The following is a 20,153-nucleotide window of genomic DNA, read 5'->3' on the forward strand; positions in this document are numbered from 1 at the left end:
AATATTGACAAGGAGTGAACAAAAGTGCTGTACCAGCGCCGGAATAACATTTCTTGCCGACGCATGCGCGCAATATTGTTCAAACTCACATTCCTCTTTCGCGCTTCCTCAATAATGCAGATGGGGCTGTCTCGGCATGTGCTGATCAGGCGATGGGAGCGGGCATGGATGAGTTGCTGCAATATTACGAGCGCGAACTGGGCGCCTTGCATGCGCACAATCAGGCGTTTGCCCGGCGCTATCCGGCCATCGCCGGCGCGTTGGGCATCGTGGGCGGTGACCTGGGCAGCACCCACGATCCGCACTTGGCGCGCATGCTGCAGGCGTTTGCCATGTTCAATGCGCGCACGGCCAAGCGGCTGGCCGATGGCTTCGGCACCTTCAGCGAAACCTTGCTGGAAGTGAACTTTCCTCATTATTTGCGCCCGTTTCCTGCCTGCGCCATTGCCCGCATCGATAACGACGCTGCCACGGTGAGCGAGCTGGCCACCATTGCGCGCGGCACGGTCATGCATGCTGCGGAACATCAGGGCGTTGCCTGCAAGTTCACCACCGCCTACGATGTCGTTGTGGCGCCGCTGCGTCTGGCTGAGGTGCGCTTCCAGTCCATCGTGGCGGCGCCGCCCGCAGTGCGCCTGCCACCGGATCTGGGGGCGGCGATCAGCATCACGCTCGAAGCGACGGGCGCCACGTCCACTCTGGACAGGCTGCCGCTGCCGGCGCTGCGCCTGTTCCTCGACGGCGAGCCTTCCTTTTGCGCCACTTTGCGCGACAGCCTGTTCCTGCTTGCGCGTTGTGCCTATGTGGAAGTCGATGGCGTCTGGCATGCGCTGGACGCAGTGCCCTTGCATCCGGTCGGCTTTGCCGCCGAGGATGCCTTGATGCCGGCCATGGCTGCCTCGCACCCCGCCTACCGTCTGCTGGGCGAATGGTTTGCCTTTCCGGATAAATTCAATTTCGTCGACCTGGACCTGGCCGCGCTGCAGCAGCGCCTGCCCCCAGCCTGCCGGCGCTGCACCGTACACCTGCTGCTGGCCGACGTACAGGCCGATGCAGATATCGCGCGCATCCTGCGGCCCCTGTCCGCCAGGCATCTGCTGACGGGATGCACTCCCGTCGTCAACCTGTTCCGCCAGGCGGCCAATCCCATTCGCCTGACGCACGCGAGCGCCGAGCATGTGCTGCTGCCATCGGTGCGGCAGGCGCATTGCTACGATATTTACAAGGTCGATAGCGTGCATGTCCTCAGTGAAACGGAGAGCGGTGGCGCACTCGATGCGTTTCACCCTTTCTATTCCATGCGCCATGGCGAAGCGGGCGGGCGCCAGGGGCGCTACTGGGTGATGCGGCGCGACGAAGACATGGCGCTGACCAATCCCGGTTACGACATGCGCATCGCCTTTGTCGACGGCGCCATGCAGCCGCTGCGCGACGCGACGCAAACGGTCTCCATCATGATGACCTGCAGCAACCGTGATTTGCCAAGTCGTTTGGTGTTCGGCAATGCCGCGGGTGATTTGCACCATGACGGCGTCGCCAGCGCCTTGCCGGTGCGCATGCTGCGCAAACCCGGCGCGCCGTGCCGTTTTCCTGTGGGTGCGGCGTCGCATTGGCGCTTGATCGCGCAATTATCCTTGAACCATCAGTCGCTGAATGAACAGGGCTTGCCGCTCTTCAAGCAAATACTCGAGTTGTACAACTTGCCGGGTTCGGCCAGTGCCGCGCGCCAGATCGCGGGCATGACCGGACTGCGCCAGCGCGCCGCCAGTACCTGGCTGCACGATGAGGCGGGCGGCAGCCTGGTCTTCGGCATCGACGTCCTGCTGTCCGTCGACGAAGAAGCCTTTGTCGGCAGCGGCTTGCATGCCTTTGCCCAAGTCATCGAACGCTTTCTCGGGCTGTATGTGCACCTGGCATCGTTTACCCGCCTGATCGTCTTGTCGCAAAAGACTGGAAAGGAGTTGCTGTGCTGCCTGCCACGCAATGGAAACCAGACGCTGGTGTAGTCGCGCGCCTGCTGGCCGATCCGTCCGGCACAGGCTTCTTTCAGGCGGTGCGCCTGCTGTCTGCCTGGCTGATGCAGCAGGGCATTTCGCAGGAGCAGGTGTTTGAGGATTGCCTGCGCCTGCATGGCAGCGCGTCGCTGTCATTTGCGCCGGGCGAAATCGAACAGCTCTGGCTGGAGCCGCAGGCGGACGGCGATATGCAAGTGCATGTGCGAGCGGCGATGCTGGGTTTCCTGGGCGTGTATGGCAACTTGCCGCTGCATTATACGGACACGCTCGCCCACCACGAGCGGCAAACGGGCGATGGAGGTCCCCGGGCCTGGCTCGATACGCTGTCGCACCGCGCGCTGGTCCTGTTTTACCAGGCCTGGGCCCGCTACCGCATCGAATGCCAGCAAGACGCCGACGGCGGCGATTTCCTGCCCTTGCAACTGGCCCTCGCGGGTGCCTGGCCTGCCGAGGTGGCCAGGCAGGACGATGGTTTGCCTGCGCATGTGCTGGCCCATTATGCGGCCTTGCTGCGGCATCGGCCCGTGGCGGCCGACGTGATGCAGGCGGTGCTGGCCGAGTATTTCGGCGTGCCCGTGCGCTTGCAGCGTTTTGTTGGCGCCTGGTTCCGGCGCGCGCCACAGGAGCGTACCTTGCTGGCCTCCGCGCATGCCAGACTAGGGAAGGGCGCCATGCTGGGCGAGCGCTGCCGGCGCGCCGACTTGCGCGTGCGCCTGGTGCTGGGGCCGCTGGCGCGCCATGTCTACGAGGATTTCTTGCCCGGCCGGACAGGCGCGCTGGCCCTGCGCCAGATGCTGGCGCTGTTTGGCTTGCCTGGCATGAGTTTTGAAATACGCCTGGTGCTGCGCCGGGAAGACGTGCGCACCTGCGTCCTGGGCATGGGCGCCTGCCTGTCCGAGGATGCTTTTTTGGTCGACAAGTTGCCGACCCCTGACCGTGACGACATGCTTTACGACATTCGATTCGATGGTTCCGCCTGAAACTGCCGTAAATGCTGTACCCCGATAAATGCTGGAAGGAAGAAAACCATGGAAGACTTCGCGCAATGGCTGGCCGTGGACAAAGCCTTGACTGCCGACAACCGCGCTCTGCGACTGCGCCTCGCTTACCCGGAAGGCATCAATGAGGATGTCTTGCTACCGCAGCGCATCAGCGGCAGCGAGGCCATCTGCGGCGCGATTGAGTACCGCATCCTATGCGTGGCCACCGAGGCGCATCTGCCGCTGAAACAGTTCATCGCCGTGCCGGCCGAATTGCAGATCGTTACCGACCAGGGGCATTTGCGCAGGGTCTGCGGCATCGTCGCCGAAGCGTGTGCCGGGCAGACCGACGGCGGCCTGGCCACTTATCAGCTGGTGCTGCGCGACGGCCTGGCGCTGCTGGAAAAGCGCATTAACACGCGCGTGTTTCGCAACAAGCACGAATTGCAGATCGTGCAGTTGCTGTTTGACGAGTGGCGGTAGGGCAATGGCGTACTCGCCGCCAGCCTGGATCTCGCCATCGATGCGGCGCTGGCGGCGCGCAGCTTGCCCGTGCGCGAATTCACGATGCAGCACAATGAATCCGATGCTGCCTTTATCCGCCGCCTGCTCAGGCGCCGCAGCATTGCCTGGTGTTTCCAGGCGGGAGCGCCAGCCAGCGCGAACGCTTCGGACGTGCCCGTACATACCCTGCTGTTGTTTGATGACGCCAGCCGCCTGGCGCAAAACGCGGCCGGCATGGTGCGCTATCACCGAGATGACGCCACCGAGGAAAGGGATGCTGTGACGGCCTGGAGCGCCGTGCGCCGATTGCAGCCCGGAAAGTCCGAGCGCTACAGCTGGGACGATGGCCACCCGCACAGCCCGCAGTTCATGGTCACGCAGTCCCTCGGCGGCGTGGATCAGGGCGGTCATGGCAATCGTCTGGCGGCCAGTCTCGACGACTATATCGTGGAGCCTCCGCTGGCCGCTGGCAGCAATGACGAATTGCGGCAATTGGGCCAGCTGGCGATGGCGCGTCACGATATGGGCAGCAAGTGTTTCCAGGGGGAAGGCTGCGTGCGCGACTTTTGCGCGGGCCAGTGGTTCAGCCTGGAAGGGCATGCCGACATCGATAGCCACCCTGTGGCCGAGCGCAGTTTCGTCATCACGGCCTTGAGCGTTGCGGCCAGCAATAACTTGCCGACAGGCCTGGATGCCCGGGTCGGGCGCTTGTTTGCACAGAGCGGCTGGCAGTGCGATGCCGGCCTGGCGCAAGGCACGGGCGCCGATGGCCAGCCGGCCTTGCGCTACCGTAACCGTTTTACCTGCGTGCGGCGCGGCATCGCCATCGTGCCTGCCTTCGATCCGCGCAGCGATTTTCCCGTCGTCCGCCTGCAAAGCGCGCTGGTCGTCGGGCCGGCCGGCGAGGAAATGCATTGCGATGCGTTGGGACGTGTCAAGGTGCGTTTTGGCTCCACGCGCGCGCCGGACCACGCGCATGCCAACGGTTCCGGCGCCTCCGATACGGAGCGCGACTCGGCCTGGGTGCGCGTGGCATCCAGCTGGACCGGCAATGGGCCGGGCAGCGGCAAACAATGCGGCACCTTGAGCTTGCCACGCATCGGCGCGGAAGTGCTGATCGATTTTCTCGGCGGCGACCCGGACCGGCCCATCATCGTCGGCCAGCTGTACAACGCCGTGGGCGTGCCGCCCGGCTTGAGCAGCCGCGGCGCCTTGCCGGGCAACCGTTATCTGTCCGGCATGCGCAGCCGCGAAGTGCGGGGTGGGCGCGGCAACCAGCTGTGCTTTGACGACACGCCGTCGCAAATCAGCGCGCAGCTGGCCAGCGATCAGGCGGCCACGCAATTGAACCTCGGCTATCTGACCGAGCCGCGCAGCGACGGTGCAGGGCTGCAGCGCGGCGACGGCTTTGAATTGCGCAGCGACGCCAGCGGCAGCGTTCGCACGGCCCGCTCGCTGTTGATCTCGGCCTGGAAACAGCTGGGCGCCAGCGGCAAGCAACTCGATAGCAGCGAACATGCCGCCGTGATGCAGGAATGCCTGGAATTATTTAGTTCCCTGGGCGAGTTTGCCGCGCAGCACCAGGCGCTGGCGCTGGACGCGGCCGGCAGCAAGGCGCTGGGAGCGGCCATTGCGGCCGACCAGCCCGCCGTCAGCATCGCGGCACCCGAGGGCGTGGCACTGAGCACGCCCAGGACCATCGCCGGCAATGCGGGCACGAACATTGACCTGGTGGCCCAGCAGCATCTGCAACTGAGCGCGGCCCAGCGCTGCAACGTCAACGCGGGCAAGGGAATTTCCCTGTTCGCGCACAAGGACGGCATCGTGCAGGTGGCCCACTTCGGCAAGTTTTTGCTGCAAAGCCAGCACGACTTGCTGCAGGCGGATGCCGCCAAGGAGATCCGCCTGACGGCCGGCACGCGCCTGGTCGGCGTGGCGCAGGATGAAATCACCTTCATGACGGCGGGCGGCGCCTACCTGAAACTGTCCGGCGGCGCTGTGGAACTGGGCGGTCCGGGCGCCCTGACGGTGAAGACCAACGGCCACCACTGGAACGGCCCGGCCAGCATGAAGGCGGAACTTCCCACCTTCGGCGACGGCGATTTGGGGCGCGTGCCGCGCTTGCTGCGTCCCACCGATGGCTTGCCCGTCGAGGGCGTGGAAGTGCACATCGAGCGCGAAGGCGACAGTCCGCTGACGGGTGTCACCGGTGCCGACGGGCGCGGGCCGAAGGTGGCGACCGATCACCTGCAGCGGCTGAAGGGATTTTTCTTCCGCCGCCGTTCCTGACCCCCGACATTGGAGAGCACACCATGCTGTTTGACCCCCACCCTCCGCTGTGCGACGACCCTGACATCGATATCCTCGGCCAGTTTTCCTGCAACGCCAATTTCCAGATCAGCGATTATGAAGTGCAGCAGCAGTTGCCGCTGCCCGGCGTCATTATTTTCGTGCACGGCGTTAATTCCGATGGCGAGTGGTACGCGGCAGCCGAAGAGGGGCTGTGCAACGGCCTCAACGAGCGCCTCAAACGTTCCTGCCATCATATGCACCACCGTGGCGTGGAGGGCGGCGAACTGAAGGCGGTCAATTATGGCGCCGAGATCACGGCCGAAGGCTTTCTCCATCCAGAAATGTCGGCCGATACCTTGATCCGCGATGCCGGCACTTTTTCTCCCGTGATCCGTTTTCGCTGGGGCTACAAGGCTTCGGGCGAGGAACTGCAAAAATACGGCAAGGGCATCTACCTGAACGAACAGGATTACTGGGGCGGCGGGCCGTTTGCCAATGGCTGCAGCGCGCTGGCGGACTTGTGGAAGGAAGGGCTGAGCGAGGATCTATTTTTGTGGAACACCATCCAGCACATGAATCCCTTTTCGGAACGGCAAGTGTACAGCTGTCCGCCGCGCCCGTATTTCGTGCTGGCCGCCTATCGTCTGGCCAGGCTGGTCGAGTCCATCCGCCAACAGCAGGCCGACGTACCGGTCACCATCGTCTGCCACAGCCAGGGCACGATGGTGGCGATGGCGGCGGCTTTTCTCGGCGCGCGCCTGCCCAAGGTGAAGAACAGCTTTCCCTGCGTGGCCGACAACTATGTCATTTGCAATTCCCCGTACAGCCTGGCGAAACGCAATAGCGCCGAGAACTGGGTGGCCAGCAATCTACGCGCGGCGGACGGCAGCACGGGCAGGGTGACGGTGCAGGCGCGCATAGCCACCTTGAAAAATTTCTTTGCCATCATCCGCCAGCGCGCCAGCTTGGGCGAGGCGCAGACAGACGAGGAAATCGACCGCTGCATGGCGAACGTGCAGCACGGTTTTTCGGCTGCGGCGGACCGCGAGCAATACGGGATTGCCGGCGCCGCGCGCGGCGGCAAGAAATCATCGTATGGCAGGGTAACCATCTATTGCAATCCGCACGATGTGGTGGTGTCGTCCGTCGCCATCGAGGGCATCGGCTGGCGCGGTCTGTCGGGTTCGCTGGCCAAGGACAGCAAGGACGGCGGCGAGCTGGCTGCCACCGAGGCCGCAGGCGTGTGCGTGCAGCGCGTGTTTGCCCAGGGATTCGAGGTGGGCAAGCAGGGCAGCTATCACTACTGGAGCGATCACTGGCGCAAGCCTGCGCCGGACGGCAAGGACTTCTGGTTTCCGGCGCAGAAATTTGCGATGTATTCCATCAAACAGGGCGTCGAGGCCAGCCAGGAGAGTCGCTTTTCCACCATCCTGACGGTCGGGTTTGCGCCCTTGTTTATCGTGGCAACGGGCTTGGCCCGCAGTCCCTGCAATGCTTCGCCCCACAAAGACTGGAAAATCGAACTGAACGCGCCCGACTTGCTGCTGCCCTTCAAGCCGCAGTCCTTGCGCTTTGGCCAGAAAAGCGATGAATTCGACGAGGGCTACGATCCGCCCGGCGAATCGCGCCAAGCGGGCAAACAACGTACTGCCGGCGACGATTATCTTGCCGATCATGCCATCCCGCCCGGCGGCTTGCAGGGGCAGGCGGCAAAAGACGAGGCCAAACGCATGGACATTGCCAGGGGCACGGCCGACGACGAGGCGCGTCTGCGGTTCGAGCAGCGCGCAGTGATACGCGCGCAAGCGGTACGGGAAGGCAAAAGTCCCGCGGGCCAAAAAGTGCAGCAGGAAATGCCCAACGCCACGCCTGACGCCGACTACCAGCAGTGGCGCAGCACGCGCATCGGCGAAATGATGTCCGGCCAGGCCGGCGCCTATGCCACCGACCATTCCACCATCCTGACCAACCCCATGCACGCAGAGCGGGCGCTCGCATATGACGTGGCGGTGGGCGTGTGCCGTATCAAGCCGGAGGCGCTGCGCAGGTTGAGGGTGGCGGCGGATTGGAGGTTGGTGAAGTGGTTGGATGAAACAGATTCTGCAAAGGCTTTTGAACAGTATTTTGCAAGTGCCACTATCGACGAATTAACGATAAGCGATTGGGCGCGGTGTGAGGGCGGTCCAACTTGCATGCCGAGTTCAATAATCGACAAACGTGAAAATCCGCCACGGCACCTCAATCCAACGTCAGGTGAGCGCGCTCATGGGTGACTTTGCGTTGCTTGTTTTTTCTAGTCATGAATCAGATGCCGCTATTCAAAATATGTATTAAAAATGGAGAATTCTATATGATGAAATCCTTTTTTCTGTATGCATTGATGGTTTTTCTGGCGTTGATTTTCCTAGCGGCCTGTGTGCGTTTGCGTTCAAACGTTACAACGTCGTCAAATGCTGTCACAGCAATATCCGAAGCGGAAAAACAACCTTATATGGCGCAGGTGGTAGGCGTCCAATGGCTGAATCCGTTACAGCGACGTGACTATCCTACTCAATGGCAGTTGCTGTGGACTTTAGGACTGGTGCAGCCAAACTCTGACGATGACATGGTCAAGGCGAATTCCAAAAAGTACTCCAGTTTGCAGGCTGTGTCACCTGTTGTCGCAGGTAATGAAGGTGAAGAAACATTTCGTGGCTATCATCGAAAATATATTCGCGAAATTATGAATCTATTCCACGACATTTACTATTCCGACCCCGAATACTTTTATAACGTTCATTCGGCCGAGAATCGTTCACGCTGGCGTGAATTGGCTGGCATTCATATTGAATACGCCATTCCTGAAGGGAAACTCGACCCGACGGATGCTGGAGCCTTCGTGCAGGACTATGTTCGTCGTACCTTTACCATCGGCAACCCAAACTTCCCTACACTCTGGACGCGTTCTACGCTCCCCGAGGTCCGCGTCACCATGGGCGGTCCCAACGCCGGTTTTACTTCACTTTCCGCCGCGCTCGATTACCTGCAAACCCATCCCAAGGAAACCGTCTGGGCCATGAACTGGGATGCGCCCAGCCGGCCCCTGGACCGGCAGATCAACGAGAACCTTGTCTTGCTGGTGCTTGCCGGTCCCGACTACAAGTCGGAGCGGGCGCCACTGGCGTGGCTCGGGTATCCGAGTACCAAACAGGTCGCCGATTTTGAAGTCAAAAAGGGCGAACCGCCGCGCCTGGTGAAGGCGTGGACGGCGGCCATCGAGGATGCCGCCGCAAAGGCGAACAGGCCCGATACCGACATCGGCTATCTCATCCATGACGCCGGCAATACGCACCAGGACTCGTCTGAACGCCTAGGTGCGCTGGCGCAGACGCTCACCCTGCAATTGCCGGAATTCGATTTCCTCAAGCAAAGCTTCAATTTGACCGCCGTGCTGGGCGAGACGGGCGCCGGCACGGCCCTGACGAACGTGGCGCTGGGCATCGCCTATGCGCACCATTTCGGCAAGCCCGTGCTGGTGGCCGGCACCAGCGACCTGCTTGCTCCCGTGGCGCTGGTGGTGGCGCCGCCCGCCGTCGTGCGGCCGATCCGGCCCGACAAGCCGTGGTTCCGCGCGCGCGGCGGCAACCATGCGTATTTGCCCTGGTGGGGCTTGCGCCACGATGCGCGCGAGTATTACCAGGGGTTTTCGCAATGAAGTGCTTTAGTTATCCAGGGAGAAAAACATGCGTGGCGTGATTCGCTTGAACGACCCCACCAGCCATGGTGGCAAGGTGGTGGGCGCGGCACCGAACAGTACGGTGCTGGGCGTGGCCGTGGCGCGCAAGGGCGACCCTTGCGTTTGTCCGATAAAAGGTCATGTGCGCTGCGTGATCGCCGAGGGCGATCCGCAGGTACTGATCGATGGCGTGCCCGTGGCGTTTGACGGGCACAAGACCAGCTGCGGCGCCAGCCTCATGTCCACGGTGGGCTACAGCGGGCGCGGTTAGCGCAGACTGGCGTCGATAGCCGCGCCCAGCTTGTCGACGATTTCATCGACATGGCTGGCGTTGATGATGTAGGGCGGCGCCAGCAGGATGTGGTCGCCGTGCTGGCCGTCGATGGTGCCGCCCATGGGGTAGCACATCAGTCCGTCTTGCATGGCGTGCGCCTTGATGCGCGCGTGCAGGCGGCGGGCCGGGTCGAATGGCTGCTTGCTGGCGCGCTCCTGCACCAGTTCCAGGCCCAGGAACAGGCCGCGGCCACGGATGTCGCCCACGTGCGCATGGTCGTCGAAGCGCTGGCGCAACCGCTCTTGCAGCAAGTCGCCCATGGCGCGCACGTTGGCCAGCAAATCGCGTTCCTCGATTTGCCGCTGCACGGCCAGGGCGGCGGCGCAGGCGGTGGCGTGGCCGATATAGGTGTGGCCGTGCTGGAAGAAGCCCGTGCCGGCGCGGAGGGTGTCGCGGATGTCTTTGGATACCATGACGGCGCCGATGGGCTGGTAGCCGGCGCCCAGGCCCTTGGCGACGCAGATCAGGTCGGCCGTGATGCCTTCCTGCTCGCAGGCGAACAGGCTGCCCGTGCGTCCCATGCCGCACATGACTTCGTCGAGGATCAGGAGTATGCCGTGGCGCTGGCAGATCTCGCGCATGCGCTGGAAGTAGCCGGTGACGGCGGGCAGGGCGCCGGCCGTGGCGCCGACGACGGGTTCGGCGATGAAGGCCATGACCTTGTCCGCGCCCAGTGCGGCGATATTGTCTTCCAGTTCCTGGCCCAGGCGCGCAACGTAGTCAGCATCCGTTTCATGGGCTCGCTGGTCGCGCCAGGCGTAGCATGGCGACACATGCATCACGTCGACTAGCAGCGGCTCGAACTGCTGGCGGCGCCAGGCGTTGCCACCCGTGGCCAGGGCGCCCAGGGTGTTGCCGTGGTAGCTCTGGCGGCGCGCGATGATGTGGCGGCGTTGCGGCTGGCCCCGCTCGACGAAATACTGGCGCGCCAGTTTGAGCGCGCTTTCCACCGCTTCCGAGCCGCCCGAGACGAAATACGCGCTGTCGATGTCGGCTGGTGCCCGGGCGACGAGGAAATCGGCCAGCTGCTCCATCGGTTCGCTGGTAAAGAAGGAGCTGTGCGCGTACGCCATGCTGGCAATCTGCTGCTGCACGGCGGCGATCACGGCTGCATCCGAATGGCCGAGGCAAGACACGGCCGCGCCGCCGCAGGCGTCCAGGTAGCGCTTGCCATCCGCATCGATCAGGTAAGGGCCATCGCCGCCAATGGCGACGGGATAGCTGCTACTCAAGCTGCGGTGGAAGACATGGCTCATGGCATCGCTTTCTTATCGGCAAGGGGAGAGGGCCGATTATAGGATGCGCCGCACCGAATTGCAACGTTCGATGTATTTTTTATGAAATTACATCAGTTGATGTTTTTGCGTAAGCACCCAGCGCCCGCAACTGGCTTTCCGCCGCGCCGATGGCCGTGACGGCATCCGGCCCGCCGCGCGACACCAGCAATTCCACCAGGCTTTCCACGGCCGCGACGCCGGCCACGATGGAGGGGAAGAACGAGGGGCTGTCGACGGCGATGACGATGCTGGCGTCGGCCTGCAGGGCCAGCGGCGACATGGCGCTGTCGCTGATGGCGAGCACCTGGCAGCCGGCCTGGCGCGCCATCTGCGCCACCAGCAGCGCTTCGCTGGAATACGGCGCGAAGCTGACGACGACGACGGCTTCACCCGCCTGCAGGGCGCGCAAGTCCATTTCCAGGGTGCCGCCCTGGCCGCTCAGCAGCTGTACGCTGGGGCGCAGCAGCCGGTACAGGTAGTGCAGGGTATACGCGATAGGGTGGGCGGCGCGAAAGCCGGCCACGTGCACGCGGGGCGCCGCCTGCAGCAGATTGGCGGCCGCGTTCAGTGCGGCGTGGTTGGCGCTTTCCGTGGCGGCCAGGTTGCGCTGCTGCACCGTGAACACTTCGGTGACCAGGTCGCGCACTTTCCCTTCTTTGCCGGCCAGCGCACCGGCCTTTGCCGCGTAGCCGCTTGGCCCCGCGCGCAGGCGCTCCACGAAGATGGCTTTGAGTTCCGGCCAGCCGGCAAATCCCAGTTGCTGCGCCAGGCGCACCAGGGCGGCCGACTGCACCTGGGCACGTGCGGCAATGCTGCGCATCGATGACACGGCCACCTCGTCCGGATGGTCGGCCAGGTAGCGGGCGCCGGCCTGGAATTGCGGACTCAGCTCCGCATGGCGCGCCTTGATCAGGGCCATCAGTGCCGCATAGGGGTCGTGGGGTGTCGCTGCCTGCATCGTCGTGCCTCAGATTAATAGCTTGCGGCGATGGTACAGGATTCGTCAGCGCGCCGGTAGCTGCTAGCTTTGCACCAGGGCAGCCGTGCGCGGACGCAGGCGGGCAAACAGGTGCGGCCCGGCCGGTTGGCGGCGCGGTCCCGTCGTCAGCACACGCAAGGCGGTGGGCAGCGGCACGTCGTGGCAATGCAGGAACAGGGCGGCGGCGCCCGTGCCAGCCATTTCCTGCAAGGCCAGTGCATGCTCGACCAGTGCCGCCGTGCGCATGTCAAGCCGCACCGGGATGTCGGGTTGAAATAACTGTGCATCGACCTGCTGTGCATCACGCATGCTGTCCCCGCCGGGTTCGCTAGTCAGGCTGCCAGCATAAAAGCGCGCCGGCGGCGCCACTTTGTGCCAGATCACTCCACTGCCGGATAGATTTCACAAGGCAATAAAAAGGGCGGCCCGCAGGCCGCCCTTGCATGCCGTGAGGCTGCGCTTACGCTTCGGCGACGCGCTTGGCGATGTGCGCCAGCGCTTCTTCCACCTGGTCGATCAGGATCAGGCACAGATCGCCTTCGTTCAAGCGCGCCAGGGCCTTGTCGATGGCGACGAATTCGCCGTTGATTTCATCGATATGGCTGGTGCGCTTGGCGCCGTTCAAGCCCTGGCGCAGCAAGGCCACCACTTCGCCGTCGGCGCGGCCGCGCTGGCATTGGTCCTGGTACAGCAGCACGTCGTCGAAGGCGGCGCCGAGGATTTCCGTCTGCTGGCGGATGTCTTCGTCGCGGCGGTCGCCGGCGCCGCTGATGACGACAAGGCGGCGCTTGGCCGGCATGCTTTCGACGGCTTGTACCAGCGCCAGGATGGCGTCCGGATTGTGGCCGTAGTCGGCGATCAGGGTGGCGCCCTTGTAGTCAAACACATTGAAGCGGCCCGGCGCATTGTCGGCTTCATTGGCAAAGGTTTTCAGGCCCAGCGCGATGGTTTTCCAGTCCAGGCCGACGGCCCAGGCGGCGGCCAGAGAAGCCATGACGTTGTCGACCTGGAAGCCGATGGCGCCGTTGCGCGTGATCGGCACTTGCGACAGGGCGATTTCATGGCGTTCCTTGCCTTGGGCGGCGACCAGTTTGCCGTCTTCCACGTACACCACGCGGTTGCCTTGCGCGCGGTGCGTGGCCATCACGGGGTGCGTCTTGTCGGCGGCGAAGAAGGTCACCGTGCCGCTGCAATTCTTGGCCATGCGCGCCACGGCAGGGTCGGTGGCGTTCAGGACGGCTACGCCGCTGTCGGCCACGTTCTGCACGATCACCCGTTTCAGCACCGCCAGGTCTTCCACGGTGGTGATGTAGTTCAGTCCCAGGTGGTCGCCCGCGCCGATATTCGTCACCACGGCGACCTGGCAGCGGTCAAACGCCAGGCCTTCGCGCAGCATGCCGCCGCGCGCCGTCTCGAACACGGCCGCGTCCACGTCAGGGTGCAGCAGCACGTTGCGCGCGCTGCGCGGACCGCTGCAGTCGCCGCTGTCGATCTGGCGTCCTTCGATGTACACGCCATCGGTGTTGGTCATGCCCGTGCGCAGGCCGGAGGTGGTGAGCAGGTGGGCGATCAGGCGCACGGTGGTGGTCTTGCCGTTGGTGCCGGTGACGGCGACAACGGGAATGCGGCCATCGTCGCCCTCGGCGAACATGGCGGCGATGATGGCTTCACCTACGGGGCGCGGCTTGCCGAACGACGGCGCCAGGTGCATGCGCAAGCCCGGCGCGGCGTTCACCTCGACGATACCTGCATTTTGCTCTTCCAGCGGTTTCAAGATGCTCTCGGAGACGACGTCCACGCCGCAGATGTCCAGGCCCACCATGTGCGCGGCCGCGACGGCGCGCGCCGCCACTTCCGGGTGCACGTCGACGGTAACGTCGGTGGCCGAGCCGCCCGTCGACAGGTTGGCGTTGTTGCGCAAAATCACGCGCTGGCCCACGGGCGGCACGGATTCGGCCACATAGCCCTGCTTGGCCAGGCTGGCCAGGGCGATGTCGTCGAAGCGGATTTTCGTCAGCGAGGTGGCGTGGCCGCTGCCGCGGCGCGGGTCCAGGTTGACCTGGTCAACCAGTTCGCGCACCGTGTGCTGGCCGTCGCCCACGACTTGCGGCGGGTCGCGGCGGGCTGCTGCCACCATCTTGTTGCCGATGACGAGCAAGCGGAAATCGTGGCCCGGCAGATAGCGCTCGACGAGGATGTCGTCGCGGAATTCCTGCGCCGCGAGGAAGCCGGCCGTCAGTTGTTCGCGCGTGGTGACATTGACGGTCACGCCCTTGCCCTGGTTGCCATCCTTAGGCTTGACGACGACCGGCAAGCCGATCTCGCAGGCGGCGGCCCAGGCGTCGTCGGCGTCGACGGCGACTCGGCCTTGCGGCACCGGCACGCCGGCCGAATCGAGCAGTTTTTTCGTCAGTTCCTTGTCTTGCGCGATGGCTTCGGCAATGGCGCTGGTACCGTCCATTTCGGCAGCCTGGATCTTGCGCTGCTTGCTGCCCCAGCCGAACGTCACGAGGCTGCCTTCGGTCAGGCGGCGGAACGGGATGTTGCGGGCCACGGCGGCGTTGACGATGGCGCCGGTGGAGGGGCCCAGGCGCACGTCTTCATCGAGTTCCTGTAACTGGTGCAGGGCGCCGGCCAGGTCGAACGGTGCATCGTCGAGCCCTGCGCGGCACAGCTGTTGCGCCAGTTCCAGGGCCAGGCGGCCGACGGCTTCTTCCGAGTATTCGACGACGACCTGGAAGATACCCGTTTCCAGGGTCGGCGTGGTGCGGCTGAAGGTGACGGGGCAGCCGGCTTGCGCCTGCAGGCCCAGCGCCGCCAGTTCCAGCACCTGCGCCATCGGCGCGGCGTTGTAGTTGCCCAGCGGTTGCAGCGGGCTCAGTTGCGGAAAGCGCGCGCGCAGGCGGGCTTCGAAGCCTGGCAGCTGGGCGATGTCGAGTTCCTGCGTGGTGCAGGAAACAATGGCTTCCACGGCAGTGTCGTGGCTCCAGATGTTAGGGCCCCGCAAGGCCCGTACGCGAGATACTTCCATAATTAAACCGTAATCCTGTTGTGTTCTTGTGGGCCCGGCCGTCCTGGCCGGGCTTGAGTGCTGTCTTAATTCCCGATGCAGCCGGGTGCCGCGTCGAAGGTGCGTAAGCCCGCGCAGATAAGGTCGACGGGCAGGTTCAGGGCCCAGGCTGCCGCCGCGACGGCCAGCACGCTATCGACATTGCCGGCCGTGGCCGGTTTCAGCAAGTCCAGGCACAGCAAGACCGTTTCGCTGCCGCCTTCGGCCAGCACGATGTGGTTGCCGCGCACGAACACGGCACGCTGGCCGGCGGCCAGCTGCGCCGCGATGGCCGGCAAGCTGCCATCCTGCGCATACAGGGTCACGCTGCCATCGCACAGTTCGGCCAGTTCCAACACGTGCGCGTTGGCGGCATTGAGCACGGCCACGCCCGTTGGCACGACTACGTCGACCTGGCTGCGCACTGCCTTGTACAGGCCTGCTTCGTCGAGCACGTCGAAATCCTTGACGCTATCGAGGCTGCCCATGTCGGTGACGATGCCGATCTGGCATTTGTCGTAGGCCAGGCCTTCGGCCAGGATCATGCGCGGATTGCTCTCGAACAGGGCCGTCTGCACGGTGCGGTTAAGCAGCAGGCGCTGGCCCGCGTCCCAGTTCACGCAATCGCTGCTGACGACACGGCGCTGGTCCAGGTACATGCCTTCGCTGCAGACGGCGCCCGTGTGCAGGCCCGACAGGTTGAGCAGTTTGCACAGCATGCGCACGATCAGGCTGGCGCCGCGCGTGCCCGTCACGCCGATCAGCGGAATGCGGCCCGTTTCCTCGGGCGCGAACAGGTGGTCGACGATGGCCGCGCCCACAGGGCGGGGCTGGCCTACGCCCGGCTTGATGTGCGCCAGCAAGCCAGGGCTGGCATTGACTTCGATGATGGCGCCGCGCTGCTCTTCCAGCGGACGCGTGATGTCGGTGGTGACCAGGTCGATGCCGGCGATATCGAGGCCCACGACTCTGGCTGCCAGCAGGGCTGCATGCACGACGGAGGGGTGCACGTCGTCCGTGACGTCGATGGCCACGTTGCCGTTCGGCTGGATCAGCACTTTCTGGCCCGCCTGCGGCACGGACAGGGCGGTCATGCCCTGGCGTTGCAGCTCCAGCACGATTTCGCCCGATTCATGCGGCTTGACGGTGCCCAGCGGGAAGTCTTCGCCTTCGCCGCGGCGCGGATCGATATTGATCTGCGTGTTCACCAGTTCCAGTACGCTGGAGACGCCGTCGCCATCGACCCACAGGGACTCGCCCTTGGCGGCCGCGATCAGCTTGTTGCCGACGACGAGCAGACGGTGTTCGTCGCCCGTGATGAAGCTTTCCACCAGCACGGCCGCGCTGTCGCCCTTGCGCGCGGCCAGTTCGTAGGCCGCTTTCACGTCGGCTTCTGTCATCAGGTTGAGCGACACGCCGCGGCCATGGTTGCCGTCATACGGCTTCACCACGACAGGCACGCCGATGTCTTGCGCTTCTTCCCAGGCCGCCTCGGCGCTGCGCACCAGGCTGCCTTCGGGCACGCGCACGCCGCACGATTTGAGCAGGAATTTGGTCAGGTCCTTGTCGCTGGCGATGCCTTCGGCGATCGCGCTGGTGCGGTCCGTTTCGGCCGTCCAGATGCGGCGCTGCGCGGCGCCGTGGCCCAGTTGCACCAGGTTGCCGTCATTCAGGCGCAGCGAAGGGATGCGGCGCTCGGTGGCCGCATCGACGATGCTGGCCGTGCTCGGGCCCAGGCAGCGCGAGTCGACCATGTCGCGCAGGGGCGCCAAGGCCGCTTCCAGGTCGTAGGCTTCATCGTTGATGGCGGCCATCAGCAGTTCGCGCGCGGCGGCCAGGGCGGCGCGGCCCACGTGTTCTTCGCGCGTGCGGAAGGCCATCTTGTAGACGCCGCGCTGGCTGGTCGAGCGCGTCTGGCCGAAGCCCGTGCGCATGCCTGCCAGGTTTTGCAGTTCCAGCACCACGTGTTCGAGGATGTGGGCCGACCACGTGCCTTCGCGCAGGCGCTCGAAAAAGCCGCCCCGTTCGCCCACGCCGCAGCGGTGCTCGATCATGCCGGGCAGCCACGCTACCAGGCGCTCGTACAGGCCGGGCAGGGTATTGGATGGATAATCTTCCAGTTCGCCGATGTCGACCCAGGCTTCAATCACCGGGCGATACGTCCAGATGTTGGGGCCGCGCAAGTGGGTGACGCGGGCAAATTCGATGTTCTTCTTCTTGATCATGTAAGTGGTTTCTTGATAACAAGCCAGGCGTCTGGGCGCCAGATACTTTATGTTGGCTCTACAGAGTCTTTTCAGGCTCTTGCTTGGTTCTTTATCCCGGGTATGCGCAGTGTGCCACTTTTAGCGGTCTTTTGTCGCGTTTGCTTCTCGTATTCTGCTGGTGTTGTCATTCTAATTGTTACTAATTGTTGCCTTACTTGTTATAAAGATACCGACTCCGGGCCAAGCTGGAGCATTTGCGCAACAACGAGCTGTTGTATACTTGCCCCTGTACTCGGGCCGCGTTGCAAAAGCGCCGCGCCTGCCTGGCACTTCCTGCGACGGCCAGTCATTTTTTGCTCCGTTTTGCCATCCAATCCTTACCGGCAGGCATCCATTCGATACAATACAGGAAATTGCCACTGGTGCATCTACCTCGCCATCGCGCAGTACACAAACATTGATCGGGCGTCTGCCCCATCCCCAAAATCCCGCCCTGAAGGGCTTGGCCTCGAGCCGGAGTATGCTTTACGATGACAACTGAACTGAGTGTTCCTGCAACAACTATTCCCCTCACCTCGCTGCCGGAACACTGGCTGGCGGAGGTGGAGAGCAACCTTTCTCCAGGGGAGAACGTTTTAAGTAGCGTTGAGGTTGACCTCGATGCGCGATTACGTTTCACAAAAGGCATAATTGTTGTCACCGAGAAGCGTTTGCTGGCCCGTTCACCGGGCGATACCGCCTGGAAAAGCTGGTCTTTCCGCCCTGGATTGCGCCTGACGCACCACGACCACGCCGGTGTCGGGCACCTGGAATTGTTCGACGACCACGGCCGCCTGGCCTCGTGGCGCTTCACTTTGGGACAGAACCTGCACGCGATCCGCGTGCTGGAACAGTTCGTCGAGCGCCTCGACAGCCACCTGACGGGCCAGCCCGTGCTGGAAGCGGAGCAGGAAGTGTGTCCCAGCTGCAAGGCGCCTCTGGAGCCTGAGCAGGAAGAATGCCCGATCTGTGCCAAGGTACTGTACACGCCGCCATCGACCTGGACCCTGTTCCGTCTGTGGCGCTTTGCCCATCCCTACCGTGGCCAGCTGGCCCTGGGCTTCATGCTGATGTTGCTGAGCACTGCCGCGCACATGATTCCGCCTTACCTGACGGCGCCGCTGATGGATAATGTGCTGATCCCGTATCAAAACGGCAAGCATATCGACCCGTGGCTGGTGGTGTACTACATGAGCGGCTTGCTGGGCTCGGCCCTGCTGGCCTGGCTGCTGGGCTGGGGCAAGACTTATGTGCTGGCCCTGGTGTCCGAACGCATGGGCGCTGACTTGCGCTCGGCCACGTATGAACACCTGATGAAACTGTCGCTGGAATTTTTCGGCGGCAAGCGCACGGGCGACCTGATGTCGCGTATCGGCAGCGGCAGCGACCGCATCTGTGTCTTCCTCTCGCTGCATTTGCTCGATTTTGCCTCCGACGTGCTGATGATCATCATGACGGGTGTGATCCTGTGGTCGATGAACCCCTGGCTGGCCATCATGACCCTGGCGCCCTTGCCCTTCATCGCCTGGATGATCCACCTGGTGCGCGACCGCCTGCGCACGGGCTTTGAAAAGATCGACCGCGTGTGGAGCGAAGTGACCAACGTGCTGGCCGATACTATCCCCGGCATCCGTGTAGTAAAAGCGTTTGCGCAGGAAAAACGCGAAGCGGCCCGCTTCCGCGACGCCAACGCGCACAACCTGGCCGTCAACGACAAGCTCAATAAAGTCTGGTCGCTGTTCTCGCCCACCGTGTCCTTCCTGACGGAGATGGGCTTGCTGGTCATCTGGTGCTTCGGCATCTGGCAATTGTCGCGCGGCGAAATCACCGTCGGCGTGCTGACCGCCTTCATCGCCTACAGCACGCGCTTCTATGGCCGCCTCGATTCCATGAGCCGCATCGTCTCCGTGACGCAGAAATCGGCGTCCGCCGCCAAGCGCATCTTCGACATCCTCGACCACGTGTCGAGCGTGCCGGAACCGGCGCAACCGGTGAAACTGGATAAGATCGAAGGCAGGATTGATTTGCGCGAAGTCGGTTTCCGCTACGGCAACCGGGCCGTCAACCGCGGCATCACCCTGAACATCAAGGCGGGCGAGATGATCGGCCTGGTGGGCCACAGCGGTTCGGGCAAGAGTACCCTGGTCAATCTGATCTGCCGCTTCTATGACGTGTCGGAAGGCGCGATTTTGCTCGACGGCGTCGATATCCGTTCGTTCGCCGTGTCCGACTACCGCCGCAATATCGGCCTGGTGCTGCAGGAACCATTCCTGTTCTTCGGCACCATCGCGGAAAATATCGCCTACGGCAAGCCGCACGCGTCGCGCCAGGACATCATCGCCGCAGCGCGCGCCGCGCATGCCCACGAATTCATCCTGCGCCTGCCGCAAGGCTACGATTCGATGGTGGGCGAACGTGGCCAGGGCCTGTCCGGCGGCGAGCGCCAGCGCATTTCGATCGCTCGCGCCCTGCTGATCGACCCGCGCATCCTGATCATGGATGAAGCGACATCGTCGGTCGATTCGGAAACGGAAAAAGAAATCCAGAAAGCGCTGGACAACCTGGTGCAGGGCCGCACGACGATCGCCATCGCCCACCGTCTGTCGACCCTGCACCGGGCCGACCGCCTGGTGGTGCTGGACCGCGGTCAGGTCGTCGAAGTGGGCAGTCACGATGAACTGATGGCGAAAGAGGGCGCCTATTTCCGCCTCTACGAAGCACAGGCGCGCAACAACGAACTCGCCCTGGATGACAAGGAATAA

The 20,153-nt window shown here is 63.7% G+C and carries 12 protein-coding genes and 1 pseudogene; 8 read left to right on the forward strand and 5 right to left on the reverse strand.

The annotated features are described in order from the left end of the window. Positions 1-164: 164 nt before the first annotated feature. The 7 genes and pseudogenes from tssF to ACQ4WZ_RS02265 all read left to right on the forward strand — a co-directional run bounded on the left by tssF (position 165) and on the right by ACQ4WZ_RS02265 (position 9,777). Positions 165-2,006 (forward strand): type VI secretion system baseplate subunit TssF, encoded by a 1,842-nt coding sequence (gene tssF / locus ACQ4WZ_RS02235; RefSeq protein WP_436572471.1) that lies wholly within the window; start codon positions 165-167, stop codon positions 2,004-2,006. Next, the gene (gene tssG, locus ACQ4WZ_RS02240) at positions 1,967-2,995 is read left to right on the forward strand and encodes a type VI secretion system baseplate subunit TssG (protein WP_436572472.1); all 1,029 of its coding nucleotides are present in this window, start codon (positions 1,967-1,969) and stop codon (positions 2,993-2,995) included. The genes tssF and tssG overlap by 40 nt, the downstream gene beginning before the upstream one ends. Before the next feature lie 48 nt (positions 2,996-3,043). Beyond that, positions 3,044-5,059, forward strand: a pseudogene (locus tag ACQ4WZ_RS02245) (type VI secretion system Vgr family protein); the annotation flags it as partial. Between the two features lie 69 nt (positions 5,060-5,128). Beyond that, the gene (locus ACQ4WZ_RS02250; protein WP_436573848.1) at positions 5,129-5,788 is read left to right on the forward strand and encodes a DUF2345 domain-containing protein; all 660 of its coding nucleotides are present in this window, start codon (positions 5,129-5,131) and stop codon (positions 5,786-5,788) included. A gap of 23 nt (positions 5,789-5,811) precedes the next feature. Beyond that, positions 5,812-8,064: a T6SS effector phospholipase Tle3 domain-containing protein gene (locus tag ACQ4WZ_RS02255; protein WP_436572473.1), complete on the forward strand. Its 2,253-nt coding sequence runs from the start codon at positions 5,812-5,814 to the stop codon at positions 8,062-8,064. 77 nt (positions 8,065-8,141) lie between these two features. After that, positions 8,142-9,485, forward strand: coding sequence for a hypothetical protein (locus ACQ4WZ_RS02260; protein ID WP_436572474.1), 1,344 nt, complete (start codon positions 8,142-8,144; stop codon positions 9,483-9,485). A gap of 28 nt (positions 9,486-9,513) precedes the next feature. Then, a complete protein-coding gene (locus tag ACQ4WZ_RS02265) occupies positions 9,514-9,777 on the forward strand; it encodes a PAAR domain-containing protein (protein WP_436572475.1) in 264 nt (87 codons plus the stop codon). On the opposite strand, the gene ACQ4WZ_RS02270 is transcribed toward ACQ4WZ_RS02265, so the two are convergent. The 5 genes from ACQ4WZ_RS02270 to ACQ4WZ_RS02290 form a co-directional block, all read right to left on the reverse strand. Beyond that, positions 9,774-11,096 (reverse strand): aspartate aminotransferase family protein, encoded by a 1,323-nt coding sequence (locus ACQ4WZ_RS02270; protein WP_436572476.1) that lies wholly within the window; start codon positions 11,094-11,096, stop codon positions 9,774-9,776. The two genes, ACQ4WZ_RS02265 and ACQ4WZ_RS02270, sit on opposite strands and share 4 nt — an antisense overlap. 79 nt (positions 11,097-11,175) lie before the next feature. Then, positions 11,176-12,075 (reverse strand): MurR/RpiR family transcriptional regulator, encoded by a 900-nt coding sequence (locus tag ACQ4WZ_RS02275; RefSeq protein WP_133989901.1) that lies wholly within the window; start codon positions 12,073-12,075, stop codon positions 11,176-11,178. A 63-nt stretch (positions 12,076-12,138) separates the two neighbouring features. Further along, positions 12,139-12,405, reverse strand: a complete 267-nt coding sequence (locus tag ACQ4WZ_RS02280; RefSeq protein WP_436572477.1) for a hypothetical protein — start codon at positions 12,403-12,405, stop codon at positions 12,139-12,141. Between the two features lie 151 nt (positions 12,406-12,556). Then, complete coding sequence (cphA, locus tag ACQ4WZ_RS02285) at positions 12,557-15,127, reverse strand: cyanophycin synthetase (RefSeq protein ID WP_436572478.1); 2,571 nt, start codon at positions 15,125-15,127, stop codon at positions 12,557-12,559. Between the two features lie 65 nt (positions 15,128-15,192). Next, positions 15,193-17,370 (reverse strand): cyanophycin synthetase, encoded by a 2,178-nt coding sequence (locus ACQ4WZ_RS02290; protein WP_436572479.1) that lies wholly within the window; start codon positions 17,368-17,370, stop codon positions 15,193-15,195. Positions 17,371-17,882: 512 nt separating this feature from the next. Here ACQ4WZ_RS02290 and ACQ4WZ_RS02295 point away from each other — a divergent pair. Further along, on the forward strand, positions 17,883-20,153 hold the full coding sequence (locus ACQ4WZ_RS02295; protein WP_101482302.1) for a cyanophycin metabolism-associated ABC transporter: 2,271 nt from the start codon (positions 17,883-17,885) through the stop codon (positions 20,151-20,153).

This window comes from Janthinobacterium darwini, assembly GCF_051380905.1.
Classification (GTDB): Bacteria; Pseudomonadota; Gammaproteobacteria; order Burkholderiales; family Burkholderiaceae_D; genus Janthinobacterium.

Coding starts and splice junctions, on each gene's coding strand:
- ACQ4WZ_RS02295 (WP_101482302.1), top strand. CDS start 17,883: ATGACAACTGAACTGAGTGTTCCTGCAACAACTATTCCCCTCACCTCG.
- ACQ4WZ_RS02280 (WP_436572477.1), bottom strand. CDS start 12,405: ATGCGTGATGCACAGCAGGTCGATGCACAGTTATTTCAACCCGACATC.
- ACQ4WZ_RS02265 (WP_436572475.1), top strand. CDS start 9,514: ATGCGTGGCGTGATTCGCTTGAACGACCCCACCAGCCATGGTGGCAAG.
- ACQ4WZ_RS02260 (WP_436572474.1), top strand. CDS start 8,142: ATGATGAAATCCTTTTTTCTGTATGCATTGATGGTTTTTCTGGCGTTG.
- tssF (WP_436572471.1), top strand. CDS start 165: ATGGATGAGTTGCTGCAATATTACGAGCGCGAACTGGGCGCCTTGCAT.
- ACQ4WZ_RS02255 (WP_436572473.1), top strand. CDS start 5,812: ATGCTGTTTGACCCCCACCCTCCGCTGTGCGACGACCCTGACATCGAT.
- ACQ4WZ_RS02275 (WP_133989901.1), bottom strand. CDS start 12,075: ATGCAGGCAGCGACACCCCACGACCCCTATGCGGCACTGATGGCCCTG.
- ACQ4WZ_RS02270 (WP_436572476.1), bottom strand. CDS start 11,096: ATGAGCCATGTCTTCCACCGCAGCTTGAGTAGCAGCTATCCCGTCGCC.
- cphA (WP_436572478.1), bottom strand. CDS start 15,127: ATGGAAGTATCTCGCGTACGGGCCTTGCGGGGCCCTAACATCTGGAGC.
- ACQ4WZ_RS02290 (WP_436572479.1), bottom strand. CDS start 17,370: ATGATCAAGAAGAAGAACATCGAATTTGCCCGCGTCACCCACTTGCGC.